15 protein-coding genes are annotated in these 17,361 nt (G+C 59.4%); 12 read left to right on the top strand and 3 right to left on the bottom strand.

What is annotated here, in order from left to right:
- Window positions 1-181: 181 nt before the first annotated feature.
- Together BM062_RS05190 and ppk1 are read right to left on the bottom strand one after the other, a co-directional pair.
- Window positions 182-640 (bottom strand): SixA phosphatase family protein, encoded by a 459-nt coding sequence (locus BM062_RS05190; RefSeq protein ID WP_092394174.1) that lies wholly within the window; start codon window positions 638-640, stop codon window positions 182-184.
- 13 nt (window positions 641-653) lie between these two features.
- Window positions 654-2,798 (bottom strand): polyphosphate kinase 1, encoded by a 2,145-nt coding sequence (ppk1, locus tag BM062_RS05185; protein WP_092394171.1) that lies wholly within the window; start codon window positions 2,796-2,798, stop codon window positions 654-656.
- 59 nt (window positions 2,799-2,857) lie between these two features.
- Here ppk1 and BM062_RS26115 point away from each other — a divergent pair, with 59 nt between their 5' ends.
- The 9 genes from BM062_RS26115 (at window position 2,858) to BM062_RS05145 (ending at window position 11,126) form a co-directional block, all read left to right on the top strand.
- Window positions 2,858-2,989, top strand: coding sequence for a hypothetical protein (locus BM062_RS26115; protein ID WP_256381565.1), 132 nt, complete (start codon window positions 2,858-2,860; stop codon window positions 2,987-2,989).
- A gap of 163 nt (window positions 2,990-3,152) precedes the next feature.
- Window positions 3,153-4,196, top strand: a complete 1,044-nt coding sequence (pstS, locus tag BM062_RS05180) for a phosphate ABC transporter substrate-binding protein PstS (protein WP_092394168.1) — start codon at window positions 3,153-3,155, stop codon at window positions 4,194-4,196.
- Between the two features lie 275 nt (window positions 4,197-4,471).
- Complete coding sequence (pstC, locus tag BM062_RS05175; RefSeq protein WP_254784932.1) at window positions 4,472-5,479, top strand: phosphate ABC transporter permease subunit PstC; 1,008 nt, start codon at window positions 4,472-4,474, stop codon at window positions 5,477-5,479.
- The gene (gene pstA / locus BM062_RS05170; RefSeq protein ID WP_092394162.1) at window positions 5,476-6,369 is read left to right on the top strand and encodes a phosphate ABC transporter permease PstA; all 894 of its coding nucleotides are present in this window, start codon (window positions 5,476-5,478) and stop codon (window positions 6,367-6,369) included. The genes pstC and pstA overlap by 4 nt, the downstream gene beginning before the upstream one ends.
- 38 nt (window positions 6,370-6,407) lie before the next feature.
- Window positions 6,408-7,196, top strand: a complete 789-nt coding sequence (pstB, locus tag BM062_RS05165) for a phosphate ABC transporter ATP-binding protein PstB (protein ID WP_092394159.1) — start codon at window positions 6,408-6,410, stop codon at window positions 7,194-7,196.
- Between the two features lie 49 nt (window positions 7,197-7,245).
- Window positions 7,246-7,950: a phosphate signaling complex protein PhoU gene (gene phoU, locus BM062_RS05160; protein WP_092394156.1), complete on the top strand. Its 705-nt coding sequence runs from the start codon at window positions 7,246-7,248 to the stop codon at window positions 7,948-7,950.
- A 25-nt stretch (window positions 7,951-7,975) separates the two neighbouring features.
- Complete coding sequence (locus BM062_RS05155; RefSeq protein WP_092394153.1) at window positions 7,976-8,665, top strand: winged helix-turn-helix domain-containing protein; 690 nt, start codon at window positions 7,976-7,978, stop codon at window positions 8,663-8,665.
- A gap of 87 nt (window positions 8,666-8,752) precedes the next feature.
- Window positions 8,753-10,063: a phosphate regulon sensor histidine kinase PhoR gene (gene phoR / locus BM062_RS05150; RefSeq protein ID WP_092394150.1), complete on the top strand. Its 1,311-nt coding sequence runs from the start codon at window positions 8,753-8,755 to the stop codon at window positions 10,061-10,063.
- A gap of 226 nt (window positions 10,064-10,289) precedes the next feature.
- A complete protein-coding gene (locus tag BM062_RS05145) occupies window positions 10,290-11,126 on the top strand; it encodes a patatin-like phospholipase family protein (RefSeq protein WP_371326550.1) in 837 nt (278 codons plus the stop codon).
- An 84-nt stretch (window positions 11,127-11,210) separates the two neighbouring features.
- Here the strand turns inward: BM062_RS05145 and BM062_RS05140 are convergent, their stop codons facing one another.
- Window positions 11,211-11,801, bottom strand: a complete 591-nt coding sequence (locus BM062_RS05140) for a C40 family peptidase (protein WP_254784930.1) — start codon at window positions 11,799-11,801, stop codon at window positions 11,211-11,213.
- A gap of 248 nt (window positions 11,802-12,049) precedes the next feature.
- On the opposite strand from BM062_RS05140, the gene BM062_RS05135 reads away from it, so the two are divergent.
- From BM062_RS05135 to carB, 3 genes are all read left to right on the top strand, one after another.
- Window positions 12,050-12,457 carry a GlcG/HbpS family heme-binding protein gene (locus tag BM062_RS05135; protein ID WP_092394141.1) on the top strand — a complete coding sequence of 136 codons (408 nt, stop codon included), beginning with the start codon at window positions 12,050-12,052 and terminating at the stop codon, window positions 12,455-12,457.
- Between the two features lie 373 nt (window positions 12,458-12,830).
- Window positions 12,831-14,009, top strand: coding sequence for a glutamine-hydrolyzing carbamoyl-phosphate synthase small subunit (carA, locus tag BM062_RS05130; protein WP_092394350.1), 1,179 nt, complete (start codon window positions 12,831-12,833; stop codon window positions 14,007-14,009).
- Window positions 14,002-17,223 carry a carbamoyl-phosphate synthase large subunit gene (gene carB / locus BM062_RS05125; protein ID WP_092394137.1) on the top strand — a complete coding sequence of 1,074 codons (3,222 nt, stop codon included), beginning with the start codon at window positions 14,002-14,004 and terminating at the stop codon, window positions 17,221-17,223. The genes carA and carB overlap by 8 nt, the downstream gene beginning before the upstream one ends.
- The last annotated feature ends 138 nt before the right edge of the window (window positions 17,224-17,361 follow it).

Raw genomic sequence — 17,361 nt, 5'->3', positions numbered from 1 at the left:
TCTCGGGTGGTCCACTACAACATGGTTGCTTATAGCGCAACTTGTCTGTCATTTTATCTTATGCAAGGAAATGCCGCAGAAATCCTGTAGTTTAACAACAACGACAGAAAAACGGGATAAACGATTTGGTCGCAAATATACCACTTACGGCTTCCCGTCACTGAGGTTTTCAGCCTGTTTTTTACTTGGCGATCAGGTCCGGCGACATGACCGCTTTCAAGAAATTGGTGGTGATGTCGCCACGCTCGCGCTGGGCAATCCACCAGACATTGCCTTTCCTGATCGACCAATCCTGCATCTGGCCTGCCACCAGCAAGGCGGCGGCCTGGCCCAGCGTCGGCTGGTGGCCGATGATCAGCACCGGTTCGCGGCTGTTGGGCCAGTTGGCTGCCGCCAGCAGCTGCTCGGCGCTGCAGTCGGGGGCGAGATCGGGGTGGGTCTTGAATTTGCGGCCCAGCGCTTCCGCCGTCTGCACCGTGCGGGTGGCCGGGCTGCTGATGATCTTGCAACTGTGCGGCAGGTTGCGGTCCAGCCAGTCTGCCATCTTCCAGGCTTGCTTGTGTCCCTTGCCGGTGAGGGCGCGGCCCTCGTCCGGCTCGCCGATTTCTGCCTCCGCGTGTCGCCATAGGATCAGTTCCATGATGTGCCCTTGCTCACTTGTTTGTGTAATGCGTAGGGGAAAGCGCGCCTAAAGCCAGCATCAAATGTCGTTGCGCACTGTATTGTTTCTGTCTCCGGTGAGGCTTGTTCTTGTGCCAGTTGCCGTCGGACCCGAGGCTCCAGGCATTGGTGTTGTCTTTAAGGTAAGGAGCCAGGCCTTCGTTGATGACCCTTCTCTTGAGCGATTTGTCGAGCACCGGGAAGGCCACTTCGACGCGCCGGAACAGGTTGCGGTTCATCCAGTCGGCGCTGGCCAGGTAGACATCGTGCTGCAGGTTGTTGCGGAAATAATAAATGCGGCTATGTTCCAGGAAGCGGCCGATGATGGAGCGCACGTGGATATTCTCGGACAGCCCCGGCACGCCGGGCCTGAGCGCGCAGGCGCCGCGCACGATCAGTTCGATCTTGACGCCGTCGGCAGAAGCTTCGTAGAGGGCGCGGATCACGGATTCGTCCAGCAGCGCATTCATCTTGGCGACGATGCGCGCCGGCCGTCCCTTGCGGGCGATCTCGGCTTCGTTGTGGATGGCCCGGATGATTTCCTTTTGCAGCAGGAACGGCGCCAGCCACAGGTAATCCATTTTCTTGGGTTTGGTCAGGCTGGTCAGGTGCAGGAAGACTTCATTGACTTCGGTGGCCAGTTTCTGGTTCGACGTGAGCAAGCCGAAGTCGGTGTACAGCTTGGTGGTGGTCGGATGGTAGTTGCCGGTGCCGAGGTGGGCGTAATAGCGCAGTTCGCCGTGGCCGTCCTTGCCGGTTTCGCGCCGGATCACCAGCGACAGCTTGGCATGGGTCTTGAGGCCGACCACGCCGTAAACCACCTGGGCGCCGGCGCGTTCCAGCTTGTCGGCCCAGTTGATGTTGGCTTCCTCGTCAAAGCGCGCCATCAGCTCGACGATCACCATGACCTCTTTGCCGCGCTGGGCCGCGACAATCAGCGCTTCCATCAGGTCGGAGTTCATGCCGGTGCGGTAAATGGTTTGCTTGATTGCCACCACATTGCTGTCAAATGCCGCGGAGCGGACAAAATCGACCACCGGCTGGAATGACTGGAACGGATGGTGCAACAGCACGTCTTTCTGCTTCAGCTGCTCGAAAATGTCGTTGCCGTTGTCCAGGTGCAGCGGCAAACCTGGCGCAAACGGCGGGAAACGCAGGCTGGCGTCGCTGATCTGGTCGATCATTTCCGACAAGCGCACCATGTTCACCGGGCCATCGACGGCGTACAGGCGGTTGGCGGCGATGCCGAACTGGTCGAGCAGGAACTGGGACAGGTGTTGCGGACAGCTGCGCGCCACCTCGAGCCGCACCGCAACCCCGAACTGGCGGCTCTGCAGCTCGCTCTGCAGCGCCTGGCGCAGGTTCTTGACTTCTTCTTCGTCGACCCACAGGTCGCTGTTGCGGGTTACCCGGAATTGCGAATAAGCCAATATCTGGCGGCCGACGAAAAGATCGCCTATGTGGGCATGGATGATGGACGACAGCAGGCAAAACGAGGCGCCGCCGGGCGACAGCACGTCCGGCAGCTTGATCACGCGCGGCAAAACGCGCGGCGCCTTGATGATGGCAATCGAGGTGCTGCGTCCGAACGCATCTTTGCCCGCCATTTCGACAATGAAATTGAGGCTCTTGTTTAATACCTGGGGAAAGGGGTGGGCCGGATCCAGCCCGATGGGAGTCAGCAGGGGGCGGATTTCCTGCTCGAAGAAGGATTTTACCCATGCCCGCTGCTCTTCGTTGCGGTCGCTGTGCCGCAGCAGGTGGATATGGCTGGCCGACAGCTGCGGCAAAATGGTCTGGTTCAGGAGGGCGTACTGGCGGTCGACGATCTGGTGGCACTCTACGCTGGTGCGCTCAAGCGCCGCGGCCAATGCCGGCGACTCGGCGCTGACGCCTTCAACCTGGCTGTTTGCCAGCAGGCTGGCGATCCGTACTTCAAAGAATTCGTCGAGGTTGTTGCTTACTATGCATAAATATCGCAATCGCTCCAGCAGCGGCACGTGCCTGTCCTCGGCCTGGGCCATGACGCGCCGGTTGAAGGCCAGTTGCGACAGTTCGCGATTCAGATAGCTTGGGTTGGCGCCTAATCTGGCGCTGGGGTGCTTTGAGTCATCGTCCGGCTTGGTTTTCTTATTCATGAATCAGGCAACTTGTCTGATGGTTACGGCGCAGTGTATGCATTGAATATGACAGCTTCATGAAGAAAAAGGAAGCGTCGCAGGAGGCTTGGCGTTCCGAGGCAGCGCCGTCCGGCGCCGGGATGAAGAAAATATTACGGCGTAATAGGCTTTTCCGCCTGTTTTTCATGTTTTTTCTGACAATTTCATGACATTCACATTCATTTTTACCTCGTCATAAAGCTGTCATAAATCTTGGTTAGAGTTCGCCCTGTCTCAGGGGCTGTTGTGAAATTGGCTTCCTTGCAAGGAGATGGATTTCACAACAGTCTCGACTTGGGCACATCACATCTATAGTCAACAAGGGAGTAACAAATGCGATTGAATCACTTCGTTAAAGCCGCCATCCTGGCAATGGGTTCGACACTGGCGGTTTCTTCGGTCATGGCAGCGGAAATCACCGGCGCCGGCGCTTCTTTTCCTTATCCGATCTACTCCAAATGGGCTGAAGCCTACAAAACCGCGACCGGCAACAGCCTGAACTATCAATCGATCGGCTCCGGCGGCGGCATCAAGCAGATCAAGGCGAAAACCGTGGATTTCGGCGCTTCCGACATGCCCCTGAAGGTGGAAGACCTGAATACTGACAACCTGGCGCAGTTCCCGGCGATCATGGGCGGCGTGGTGCCGGTCGTTAACCTGGATGGCGTTACTCCTGGCCAAGTCAAGCTGACCGGCCCTGTGCTGGCTGACATCTACCTGGGCAAGATCACCAAATGGAATGCGCCTGAAATCACGGCTATCAATCCAGGCGTGAAACTGCCGGCGGACGACATCACCGTGGTGTATCGCGCTGACGGCTCCGGCACTTCGTTCGTGTTCACCAGCTACCTGTCGAAGACCAGCCCTGCGTTCAAGACCGGCGTTGGCGCCGGCACCGCGGTCAAATGGCCAGTCGGCGTAGGCGGCAAGGGTAACGAAGGCGTCGCCGCCAACGTGCAAAAGATCAAGGGTTCGATCGGTTATGTTGAATACGCTTATGCCAAGAAAAACAAGCTGCAGCATACCCAGCTGAAGAATCGCGACGGCGGCTTCGTGCAACCGGACGACGAGACTTTCAAGGCTGCCGCAGCCGGCGCCGATTGGGCCAAGACGCCAGGTTTCGCGGTGGATTTCACCGACGCAGCCGGCAAGACCAGCTGGCCTATCACCAGTGCGTCGTTCATCCTGATCCACAAAACCCAGGCCGACGCTGCCAAGGGCAAGGAAGTCCTGAAGTTCTTTGAATGGGCATACAAGAACGGCGGCGCTTCTGCTACCGAACTGGACTATGTCGCGATTCCTGCATCGGTGGTGAAACTGGTGGAAGAGTCCTGGAAAGCCCAGATCAAGGATAACGCCGGTAAAGCCGTCTGGTAATTGTCCTGCCTTGGCGCATGCTTGAGCTGGCTCAAGCATGCGCTGCAAGTATTGTTCGTGTCGCAAGTGTTGCAAATGCTGGTTGTTGAAGATACGCGTGGCGGACAGTTGTTCGGGGAATGTCGAAGAACTGTCCGCGTCGTTGAATGTTTTTGGATCACCTAGTCTCTACGCGAAACATCTCCAGGTCGAGCGCGGTCTGGTAGTTGAAATTTCCGCCGCCGCTTCTTATTCTTCATTGGATATCGCTACTCATGAGTGCAAATATTCCTGTCATGGCACAATCGATCTCACCCCAGGCAATCAGCGCTGAAGAAGCGGGTTTATCGCATCAGAGCCTGCTTGCCGCGATGCGCAAGCAGCGCATCCAGGATTTTCTTTTCCACAAGGTCACGCTGCTGTTTTCGCTGATCGTGCTGCTGGTCTTGCTCGGCATCATCGTTTGCCTGGCGATCGGCGCCTGGCCGGTGTTCCGCGAGTTCGGGCCATCGTTCATCACCACCGTCGAGTGGGATCCGGTCAATGACCATTACGGCGCCATGATCGCCATCGTCGGCACCCTGGTGACCTCGTTCATCGCGCTGGCGATAGCGTTTCCGGTAAGTTTCGGGATCGCCTTGTTCCTCACCGAAATCTGCCCGGCGAAATTGCGCCGTCCGCTGGGCACCGCCGTCGAGCTGCTGGCCGGCGTGCCGAGCATCATCTACGGCATGTGGGGACTGTTTGTATTCGCCCCGCTGTTTGCCAAATACGGCCAGCCTTTCCTGTCCTCCACGCTGGGCCAGCTGCCGCTGATCGGCGCCTTGTTCAACGGCCCGAAAATGGGCATTGGCTTGCTGACCGCCGGCCTGATCCTGGCGGTGATGATCATCCCATTCATCTCTTCCGTCATGCGGGACGTATTTGAAGTGGTTCCTGCGGTGCTGAAAGAATCCGCCTACGGCCTTGGCTGCACGCGCTGGGAAGTGGTGCGCAAGGTGGTGCTGCCGTACGCCAAGACCGGCGTCGTCGGCGGCGTCATGCTCGGCCTCGGGCGCGCTTTGGGCGAGACCATGGCGGTGACGTTCGTGATCGGCAATGCACAGCGGCTGTCCTGGTCGCTGTTCGCCTCCGGCAACAGTATTGCCTCGACGCTGGCCAATGAAATCGCCGAGGCTTCCACCACGCTGCACGTATCGGCCTTGTTTGCGCTGGGCCTGATCCTGTTCGTGATTACCTTCATCGTCTTGTCGATCGCCAAAATCATGTTGATGGGCATGTCCCGTAAAGAAGGTGCCAAATGAAGAATTCCCTGCAAGCGGATGCCGATATCCAGGCTAACCCGCTGGTCAACCCGGTCTACCGCAAGCGCCTGCTGATGCATCGCTTCGGCATGGTGCTGTCATTCCTGGCGATGGCCTTGGGCATAGCCGTGCTGGCCTGGATCCTGGCGACGCTGGTGATCAAAGGTTTCGGCGCGCTGAACCTCGGCATCCTGACGCAAAACACGCCGGCCCCGGGTTCCGGCGCCGGCGGCTTGCTGAACCCGATCATCGGCAGCCTGATGCTGGTGGGGCTGGCGACCGTGATCAGCACCCCGGTCGGCATCCTGGCAGGCATCTACCTGGCCGAATACGGCGAAGAGAGCAGGCTGGCGCAGGTGACGCGTTTTGTGACCGACATCATGCTGTCGGCGCCGTCGATCGTGATCGGCTTGTTTGTCTACGCCATCTACGTTGCCAAGGTTGGCCATTTCTCGGGCTGGGCCGGTACGTTTGCCTTGTCCCTGATTGCGGTGCCGGTGGTGGTGCGCACTACCGACAACATGTTGAAACTGGTGCCGGGCAACCTGCGCGAAGCAGCATTCGCGCTGGGCGCGCCGCGCTGGAAAGTCGCCTTGCTGGTGCGCCTGCGTGCGGTCAAGGCCGGCGTGGTCACCGGCGTCCTGCTGGCGGTGGCGCGGATTGCCGGCGAAACGGCGCCGTTGCTGTTCACGGCCTTGAACAACCAGTTCTTCAGCACCAACATGAACAAGCCGATTGCCAACCTGCCGGTGGTGATCAGCCAGTTTGCGATGAGCCCGTTCGACAACTGGGTGCCGCTGGCGTGGGGCGGCGCATTGCTGATCACCTTCAGCGTGCTGGCCTTGAACATCGTGTCGCGTTCGCTTTTCAGCCAGAAAATTCCAGGTTAACGAATTCACTTAGATTGCCATCCTTACTGGTCAATATTATGCAAACCTCAATCAAACCGAATACTCTCGACAAGCAGCCGACCATAGAAATCTCGCAGCTGAATTTTTACTATGGCGCGTTCCAGGGCTTGAAGAATATCAACCTGCATGTCAATGAAAAGAAAGTGACTGCATTCATCGGCCCTTCGGGCTGCGGCAAATCGACCTTGCTGCGCACCCTGAACCGGATGTACGACCTGTACCCGGGCCAGCGCGCGGAAGGCAAGATCATGTACGCCGGCCGCAACATCCTGGAAGCGGGGCAGGACCTGAACATGCTGCGCGCCAAGGTTGGCATGGTGTTCCAGAAGCCGACGCCGTTTCCGATGTCGATCTACGACAACATCGCATTCGGCATCCGCCTGTATGAAAACCTGCCCAAGGGCGAGATGGACGAGCGCGTCGAGTGGGCCTTGTCGAAGGCTGCCTTGTGGGGCGAGGTCAAGGACAAGCTGAACAAGAGCGGCCTGAGCCTGTCCGGCGGCCAGCAGCAGCGCCTGTGCATTGCGCGCAGCGTGGCGGTGCGTCCCGATGTCTTGCTGCTGGATGAGCCGACCTCGGCGCTGGATCCGATCTCGACCGCCAAGGTGGAAGAACTGATCAGCGAGCTGAAGCAGGATTACACCATCGCCATCGTGACCCACAACATGCAACAGGCGGCGCGCTGTTCCGACTACACCGCCTACATGTACCTGGGCGAGCTGGTGGAATTCGGCGAGACCGACCAGATCTTCATGAATCCGGCACGGAAAGAGACGCAGGATTACATCACGGGCCGCTTCGGTTAATGCCAGCGACAGCCTCAACCTTGACGCGTAAAGAACAGAAGGAAACAAGATGACCGGCGAACACTCTTCAAAACAGTACGATACGGACCTGGAAACCATACGTTCCAAGGTATTGCTCATGGGCGGCCTGGTCGAGCGCCAGTTCCAGGAAGCGATCAACGTTTTCCGCAACGGCAACCTGGATGCGGCGGAACGGGTGATCAAGGACGACGACCAGGTCAACCGCCTGGAAATCGAGCTGGACGACGCCTGCAGCCACCTGATCGTGCGCCGCCAGCCGACCGCCAACGACCTGCGCACGGTGATGGCGACCATCAAGGTGATCACCGACCTGGAGCGGATCGGCGACGAAGCGGCAAAAATCGCGCGCACCGCGATCCATCTGCACAAGCGCGGCGCCGGCACCATCGACCATACCGAAACGGTGCGCGTCATCGCTGTCGGCGCGGCCGACCTGCTGCACGATGCGCTGGATGCGCTGGCGCGCCTGGATGAAAAACAGGCCATGAAGCTGATCGCGCAAGACGAAGTGATCGACCGCGATTTCCGTTCGATCATGCGCAACCTGATTACTTTCATGATGGAAGATCCGCGCACGATTTCGGCGTCGATGGATACCCTGTGGGTGGCCAAGGCGGTCGAACGCATCGGCGACCATGCCAAGAACATTGCCGAATACGTGATCTACATTGTCGAGGGCAAGGATATCCGCCATACCGATTACGCCACCAGCCAGTTCGATGACGAAGTGTAATGTCATGTCAACCGCGTGTTAAAAAATGGCCGCTGATAAAACATCCATCCTGATCATTGAAGACGAGCCGGCGATCGCCGAACTGATTGGTTTCACCATCAAGGAAGCCGGCTGGACTCCTTCCATCGTGCATACCGCCGCCGATGGCTGGGAATTCGTCCAGCGCCGCACGCCGCACCTGGTGCTGCTGGACTGGATGTTGCCGGACCAGAGCGGTTTGCGCCTGCTGTCGCAAATGCGCGCCGACCGCCAGCTGCAGTCCATGCTGATCATGATGCTGACCGCGAAAAGCATGGAAGAGGACAAGATCTCCGGCCTCGACAACGGCGCCGACGACTACATGACCAAGCCGTTTTCGCCGCGTGAGCTGACCTCCCGGGTCAAGGCCCTGCTGCGGCGCAAGGGGAGCGACGAAGTCCCCGGCATGATGTCGGCCGGCGCGGTGTCGCTCGATCCGGCCAGCTGTTCAGTCTGCCTGGAAAACCAGAAAATCGATATCGGCCACGCCGAATACCGCCTGCTGAAATTCTTCATGGCCAATCCAGACCGGGTGTTCTCGCGCAGCCAGCTGCTGGACAAGGTCTGGGGCGACCACGTGGTGATCGAAGAACGCACCGTCGATGTCCATGTGCTGCGCCTGCGCAAGGCGCTGCGCGAATCGGAACACCTGATCCGCACGGTGCGCAGCGTCGGCTACATGCTTTCGGCAAAATAGCGCAATATATACAGCTGGGTTTCAAGCGCTGGCCGGTTGCCGTGATCCGGCGCCGTGAACGATGCTCCCCTCGCATAATAGTGATTTATGAATCCACAGATGTTGTTCTGGATCCCGGCATTGCTGCGGATCCTGCTGATCTTTGTCATCTCAGGCGTGGTCTGGGCCTTGTTTGGCGTACTGCCCGGCCTGCTGCTGGGTTTGGCCCTGATGTCGGTTGCGGTTGTGGTGCAGCTGCATTACCTGTTCCGGCTCAGCGGCTGGCTCGATAATCCGCGCAGCGAAAAGCTGCCGGACGGCTGGGGTGCGTGGACCGACATTTTTTCGCGCCTGTACCGCTTGCGGCGCGACGACGAGAAACACCAGACCGAACTGAGCGAATGGCTGGCGCGCTTCCGCCAGGCCATGCACTTGCTGCCTGACGGCGTTGTCATCATGGACGACGTCTTGTTCCTGGAGTGGTGCAATCCGGCCGCCGAACGCCATCTTGGACTGCAGCATGGGCGCGACAAGGGCATGCGGGTGACCAACCTGATCCGCACCCCGGACTTTATCGATTACATCATCCTGGGCCGTTACGACCAGCCGCTGACCCTGAGCCTGCGCGAGCGCAAGCTGATCGTGCAGATCATCCCGTTCGAGAACCGGCGCCAGATCCTGGTGACCCACGACGCCACCGAATCCGAAAGGATCGACATGATGCGGCGCGATTTCATCGCCAATGCGTCGCACGAACTGCGCACACCGCTGACCGTGATCAACGGCTTCCTGGAAATTGCGCAGGCGCAGCCGGATCTCGACCCGAAAACCCGCGCCGGCCACCTGCAGCTGATGACAGAGCAGGGGCACCGCATGCAGAACCTGATCGGCGACATGCTGACCCTGACGCGGCTGGAGTCGATCGATTATCCCTTGCGTCCCGAACCGGTGGACATGCAGGCCATGCTGCGCAGCCTGCTGCTGGAAGCCGAGGTGCTGTCGGCTGGCAAGCACAGCTTTTCGCTGGCGGTCGACGGGCCCGACATCAACGGCAGCAACGACGAGCTGCGCAGCGCTTTCAGCAACCTGATTTCCAACGCTGTCCGCTACACGCCGGCCGGCGGCAAGATCCAGATTCTCTGGCAGAACGGCAAGGCCGGGCCGCAGCTGGTGGTCAGGGATTCCGGCATCGGCATCAGCGCCGAGCATATCTCGCGGCTGACCGAGCGTTTTTACCGTGTTGATAAAAGCCGTTCGCGCGAAACCCAGGGCACCGGCCTGGGCTTGGCGATCGTCAAGCATGTGCTGCTGCGCCATCACGGCAGCCTGGTGGTCGAGTCGCGGCCTGGCGAGGGCAGCGTGTTTACCGTCAAATTGCCGGCAACGTCAATCGTTGCTGCGGCGAAAGATCAAGCGTAATTCCAGCGGCGCGGCGGTCTGAACTCTTCAACATCGGCTACAATTCTGCGGCGGCACTTGCCGCCGGCCGCGTTCGTTGTCGATGACTGACAGCGTTTGCGCTTCTTCTTCATCTTGCTCAATGTCCCGCCTCCCTCATATGTCCTTGCCACGCTTATTGCCGCCCCTGAGCCTCGTTTTATGCGTTTTGCTGGCCGCCTGCGGCAGCAACCCGATCGCGCCGCAAGTGCCGCCGGTGGCGGTCGCTCCGATTGTCCAGCCGAAAGTCCCCAAGCCGGTCAAGATCGGCCTGGTGCTGGGCGGGGGCGCTGCCCGCGGTTTTGCCCATATCGGCGTGATCAAGGCGCTGGAGGCGCAGGGGATCGTGCCGGACATCGTGGTCGGCACCAGCGCCGGCAGCGTGGTCGGCGCACTGTATGCGGCGGGCAATAACGGCTTTGCGCTGCAGAAGATCGCCTTGCAGATGGACGAAGCCGCCATTTCCGACTGGTCGGTGCCGTTCTTTGCCAAGGTCAGCGGCGTGCTGAAGGGCGAGGCGATCCAGAACTATGTCAACAAGACCATCCGCAATGTGCCTATCGAAAAGCTGAAAATCCCGTTCGGCGCCGTCGCCACCGATTTGAACAGCGGCGCGCCGATCCTGTTCCGCCGCGGCAATACCGGAGTCGCGGTGCGGGCTTCTTCGGCGGTGCCGGGCGTGTTCCAGTCGGTGAACATCGGCGGCCACCTGTATGTCGATGGCGGCTTGGTGTCGCCGGTGCCGGTGCGTTTTGCCCATGAAATGGGCGCGGATTTCGTGATTGCGGTGAATATTTCGGCTTCGCCTGAGGCTCAGGCCGCATCCAGTTCGGTCGATGTGCTGCTGCAGACTTTCGCCATCATGGGACAAAGCATCAATAGCTACGAATTGAAGGACGCCGACATTGTCATTCGTCCCGACCTGGGGGCGATGAAGGGCAACGACTTCGCCGCACGCAATACAGCGATCCTGGCCGGCGAGCAGGCGGCGATGGCGCAGATGGCGGCCATCAAGAAGAAATTGAAGGAAAAGCGCGAGGAATAACGGTGGCGGCGGGAGCGAAGCGCGCACCAAGCAAAAAGCCCCTGGCAGTCTTCGACTGGCAGGGGCTTTTTGCAGGTAGGGCCGTTATTGATGGTTGTCGCTGCCAGGCTCTGGATCGTTGATGCGGCGCGCGCCGTTAAAGCGCGATTTCCAGTAAGCCAGGTCCATGCTTTCGATGCGGACTTTGCCGCCGGTGGACGGGGCGTGGATGAATTTGTTGTCGCCCAGGTAGATGCCGACGTGGGAGAAGCTGCGGCGCAGCGTGTTATAGAACACCAGGTCGCCCGGCTTCAAGTCCTGCTTGTCGATTTTTTCGCCGCTGCGGCTCAGTTCGGCTGCCGTGCGCGGAACATTGACGCCCCAGGCGTCCTTGAAAACATACCGTACCAGGCCGCTGCAATCCAGGCCGTTTTCAGGGTTATTGCCGCCGTATTTATAGTGAATGCCGATCATGCCCATTGCGCTGACAGCCAAGTCCGACGCCCGATCGGTAAATTGCTGGAGTTTGCTGCGGGTGCTGCTCGGTTGCGGCCGCATGTCGATATCGGTGATATCGGAAGCGCGGGCGGGACTGCACAGCCATAAGCCGGCGAGCAGCGCGCAAGCGAGCGCGAAGGTCTGGAATAGGGGGAAGGCTTCTTTGATCGTCATCGTTACGGGTGGGCGTTGGGACATTACGATCGCACGAATGTAAGTGAATAAGAGGTACCTGTCAAACTTGGCAGGCGACGGGGCCAAACTATATCATGTCAATACACTAATTAAAATCGGATAAATCCGAATGGCGGCAGGGAGTTTCCTGCATTTGGGTTTTCTTCCAAGCAAATATCGCGCCAGAAATAATCTGCCGGGAATGGCGGCGGCGCAGATGCCTATTGCAGAGCACTAAAGTACAATATTCAGTTATTTCACAAGGAGCAAAAATGAAATCCAAACAAGTGTTGACACTCGACGATGTCAAGAAAATCGCCGCGGCTGCAGAGGCTGAGGCGGTGAAGAACCGCTGGGCTGTGACAATTTCGATCGTTGACGATGGCGGCCACTTGCTGTGGCTGCAACGGCTCGACGGCTGCGCGCCGATTTCAGCCCATATCGCGCCGGCCAAGGCTAAGACCGCTGCGCTGGGCCAGCGTGAATCGAAGATTTACGAAGACATGATCAACAACGGCCGTTTCTCGTTCATTACCGCACCAAACCTGGAAGGTTTGCTGGAGGGCGGGGTGCCTATCGTGGTCGGCGGCGAATATCTTGGCGCAGTCGGCGTTTCCGGCGTGAAGTCGAGCGAAGACGTGCAGATCGCCAAGGCCGGCATTGCCGCTTTGAGCGCCTGATCCGAGACCGGGGACCACGGTCGGCTGCCGCGGCTTGCCGGTTCGGAACGCCGGACCGGCAAGCTGACCAATATTGTCTGCGGCATCCTCTGTTGCGGCGCTGTTTGTCAGTTAAGTTGTCAATTGCATCATCGCCGCATGTCTTTACTAATTATTTATACAAAAACCCTCAGCTTGGCGTCGGATCGGATTGCCGGGTAGGTCGTTGTCGGCTATAATTGCAGGGTTTAGCCCAATTTACTCCGCCGTAGCGCGTACCACCTTCCATCTCGTCCCAAAAAGACTAATAAAGCCGCCAAATCAACACTGTTTGGGGTTTCATAGCGGTCGTTTGGCGCAGCGCAGCGGCGGTAACAACATCAGGAGTTACCCCTTGCAGCCATTTTTTTCTGGCCTCACCGTACCGGCCATCCTCGCGCTAGCAGATGGGACGATTTTCCAAGGTATTTCCATTGGCGCTGCCGGTCATACGACTGGCGAGGTCGTATTCAATACCGCCATGACCGGCTACCAGGAAATCCTCACCGATCCAAGCTACAGCCGCCAGATCGTCACCCTTACTTATCCGCATATCGGCAATACCGGCGTCAATGAAGAAGATGTCGAATCTTCGCAAATCCATGCCGCCGGCCTCATCATCCGCGACCTGCCGCGCCTGGTCTCGAATTTCCGTTCCACCAAGACCCTCGACGCCTACCTGCAGGAATCGAACATCGTCGCCATCGCCGGCATCGATACCCGCAAGCTGACCCGCATCCTGCGCGAAAAGGGTGCGCAGGGCGGCGCCATCGTTGCCGGCGAGCAGGATATCGCAGCCGCAACCGCCAAGGCGCTGGAACTGGCGCGCGGTTTCCCCGGCCTGGCCGGCATGGACCTGGCCAAGGTGGTTTCGACCACCAAGGCTTACAGCTGGAGCCAGACGGAATGGCGCCTCGGCCGCGGCTACGACCAGCAGATCACGCCTAAATACCACGTGGTGGCGTTCGACTACGGCGTCAAGTTCAACATCCTGCGCATGCTGGCGCAGCGCGGCTGCAAGATTACCGTGCTGCCGGCCCAGGCTTCGGCTGCCGATGCGCTGGCGCTCAACCCGGACGGGATTTTCCTGTCCAACGGTCCTGGCGACCCGGAGCCTTGCGACTACGCGATTGCCGCCACCAAGGAACTGATCGAGCGCGGCGTGCCGACCTTCGGCATCTGCCTCGGCCACCAGATCATGGCGCTGGCGTCCGGCGCCAAGACGCTGAAGATGAAGTTCGGCCACCACGGCGCCAATCATCCGGTGCAGGACCTGGACAGCAAGCAAGTGCTGATCACTTCGCAAAACCACGGTTTTGCAGTGGATGGCGCGACCTTGCCGGCCAATTGCCGCGTCACCCACGTTTCCCTGTTCGACGGTTCGCTGCAGGGTTTCGCCCGCACCGACAAGCCGGCGTTCTGCTTCCAGGGCCACCCGGAAGCGTCGCCCGGCCCGCATGACATCGCCCCCTTGTTCGATCGTTTCATTCAATTGATGAATCAAACGATGTTGGAGAAAAATAAAAATGCCTAAGCGTAGTGATTTAAAAAGTATCCTGATCATCGGCGCCGGCCCGATCATCATCGGCCAGGCCTGCGAGTTCGACTACTCCGGCGCGCAGGCTTGCAAGGCGCTGCGCGAAGAGGGTTACAAGGTAATCCTGGTCAACAGCAACCCGGCCACCATCATGACCGATCCGGAAATGGCCGATGTCACCTACATCGAGCCGATTACCTGGCAAGCGGTGGAGCGCATCATCGCCAAGGAAAAGCCGGACGCGATCCTGCCGACCATGGGCGGCCAGACCGCGCTGAACTGCGCGCTGGACCTGCATCGCCACGGCATCCTGGAAAAATACAAGGTTGAACTGATCGGCGCTTCCCCGGAAGCGATCGACAAGGCTGAAGACCGTTCCAAGTTCAAGGCTGCAATGACCAAGATCGGCCTCGGTTCGGCCCGTTCCGGCGTGGCCCACACCATGGAAGAATCGTGGGGCGTGCAGAAGGAACTCGGCTTCCCGGTCATCATCCGGCCGTCGTTCACCATGGGCGGCACCGGCGGCGGCATTGCCTACAACGCCGAAGAATTCGAAACCATCTGCAAGCGCGGCCTGGAAGCATCGCCGACCAAGGAGCTGCTGATCGAAGAATCGCTGATCGGCTGGAAAGAGTACGAGATGGAAGTGGTGCGCGACAAGGCGGACAACTGCATCATCGTCTGCTCGATCGAAAACCTGGATCCGATGGGCGTGCATACCGGCGACTCGATCACGGTAGCGCCGGCGCAGACGCTGACCGACAAGGAATACCAGATCATGCGTAACGCCTCGCTGGCGGTGCTGCGTGAGATCGGCGTCGATACCGGCGGCTCCAACGTGCAGTTTTCGGTCAACCCGGCTGACGGCCGCATGATCGTGATCGAAATGAATCCGCGCGTATCGCGTTCCTCGGCGCTGGCTTCCAAGGCGACCGGTTTCCCGATCGCCAAGATCGCGGCCAAGCTGGCCGTGGGTTTCACGCTCGACGAGTTGCGCAATGAAATTACCGGCGGCGCCACGCCGGCGTCGTTCGAGCCATCGATCGACTACGTGGTCACCAAGATTCCGCGTTTTGCGTTTGAAAAATTCCCGACCGCCGACAACCACCTGACGACCCAGATGAAATCGGTGGGCGAAGTGATGGCGATCGGCCGCACCTTCCAGGAATCGTTCCAGAAAGCCTTGCGCGGCCTTGAAGTCGGCGTCGACGGCATGAACGAAAAGACCCAGGACCGCGAAGTCATCGAAGAAGAACTCGGCGAGCCGGGCCCGGACCGCATCTGGTATGTGGGCGACGCGTTCGCCCAGGGTTTCACGCTGGAAGAAGTGCATCAGCTGACCCATATCGATCCGTGGTTCCTGTCGCAGATCAAGGAAATCGTCGATATCGAACTGTGGCTGGAAAACAGCCAGACGCTGGAAGCGCTGGATCGCGACACCTTGTTCCGCCTCAAGCAAAAGGGTTTCGGCGACCGCCGCCTGGCCAAGCTGCTGAAGACGACCGATACCGAAGTGCGCAAGAAACGCCTGGCCCTGAATATCCGCCCGGTCTACAAGCGCGTCGACACCTGCGCCGGCGAGTTTTCGACCAACACCGCCTACATGTACTCGACCTACGAGGAAGAGTGCGAATCGAACCCGACCAGCAAAAAGAAAATCATGGTGCTGGGCGGCGGTCCTAACCGCATCGGCCAGGGCATCGAATTCGATTATTGCTGCGTCCACGCGGCGCTGGCGATGCGCGAAGACGGCTACGAGACCATCATGGTCAACTGCAATCCGGAAACCGTGTCGACCGACTACGATACCTCGGACCGCCTGTATTTCGAGCCGGTGACGCTGGAAGACGTGCTGGAAATCGTCGACAAGGAAAAACCGTACGGCGTGATCGTGCAGTACGGCGGCCAGACGCCTTTGAAGCTGGCGCTGGACCTGGAAGCCAACGGCGTGCCTATCGTCGGCACTTCGCCGGACATGATCGATGCCGCCGAAGACCGCGAGCGTTTCCAGAAGCTGCTGCACGACCTGAACCTGCGCCAGCCGCCTAACCGCACCGCGCGCACGGAAGAAGACGCATTGCGCCTGGCGCAGGAAATCGGCTATCCGCTGGTGGTGCGTCCTTCCTATGTATTGGGCGGCCGGGCGATGGAAATCGTCCACGAGCAGCGCGACCTCGAGCGCTACATGCGCGAAGCAGTCAAGGTTTCGCACGATTCGCCGGTATTGCTGGACCGCTTCCTGAACGACGCCATCGAAGTCGACGTCGATTGCCTGTCGGACGGCGACCGTACCTTCATCGGCGGCGTCATGGAACATATCGAGCAAGCTGGCGTGCACTCCGGCGACTCAGCCTGTTCGCTGCCGCCTTATTCGCTGGCGCCGGCCACCATCGAAGAGATCAAGCGGCAGACTGCGCTGATGGCCAAGGGCCTGAACGTGGTCGGTTTGATGAACGTGCAGTTTGCGATCCAGCAGATCGACGGCAAGGATGTCGTGTTTGTGCTGGAAGTCAATCCGCGCGCTTCGCGCACCGTGCCGTTCGTATCCAAGGCGACCGGTTTGCAGCTGGCCAAGATTGCGGCTCGCTGCATGGTCGGCCAGTCGCTGGACAGCCAGGGGATCAAGGACGAAGTGGTGCCGAAGTACTTCAGCGTCAAGGAAGCGGTGTTCCCGTTCGTGAAGTTCCCGGGCGTCGATACCATCCTCGGACCGGAAATGAAATCGACCGGCGAAGTGATGGGTGTCGGCAAGACCTTCGGCGAAGCGTTCGTCAAGTCGCAGCTCGGCGCCGGCATCAAGCTGCCGAAGTCGGGCAAGGTATTCCTCAGCGTCAAGGGCAGCGACAAGCCGCGCGCGGTGCAGGTAGCCAAGGACCTGGTAGCGATCGGCTTCTCGGTAGTGGCAACCAAGGGCACGGCAGCGGCGATCAGCGCTGCGGGCATCCCGGTGGAAACCGTGAACAAGGTAGTCGAAGGGCGTCCGCACGTGGTCGACATGATCAAGAACAATGAAATTTCATTGGTGATCAACACCGTCGAAGAAAAGCGCAGCGCGATTGTCGATTCGCGGGCGATCCGTACCTCGGCGCTGGCGGCCCATGCCACGACCTACACCACGATTGCCGGTGCGGAAGCGGCGGTCGAGGGGATGCGTCATCTGGACGAGTTGCATGTCTATGATTTACAAGGGCTGCATAAAACCTTACACTAAGGCCAGATCAGGATGTGCCTAGGCGCATCCTGAGTCGCTTCCGGGCTGTGTTGGCGCCTGGAAGCCGATGAAACGCACAATTTAGCTACAGAAGTTCCTGCGGAGGTCATCAGCGCATCTTTTCCCGGTGCGTTTTTG

Source organism: Collimonas sp. OK412 (assembly GCF_900112135.1).
GTDB lineage: Bacteria > Pseudomonadota > Gammaproteobacteria > Burkholderiales > Burkholderiaceae_D > Collimonas > Collimonas rhizosphaerae.
The sequence above is the reverse complement of the archived record's forward strand: the minus strand, read 5'-3'. Positions and strand labels throughout refer to the sequence as shown.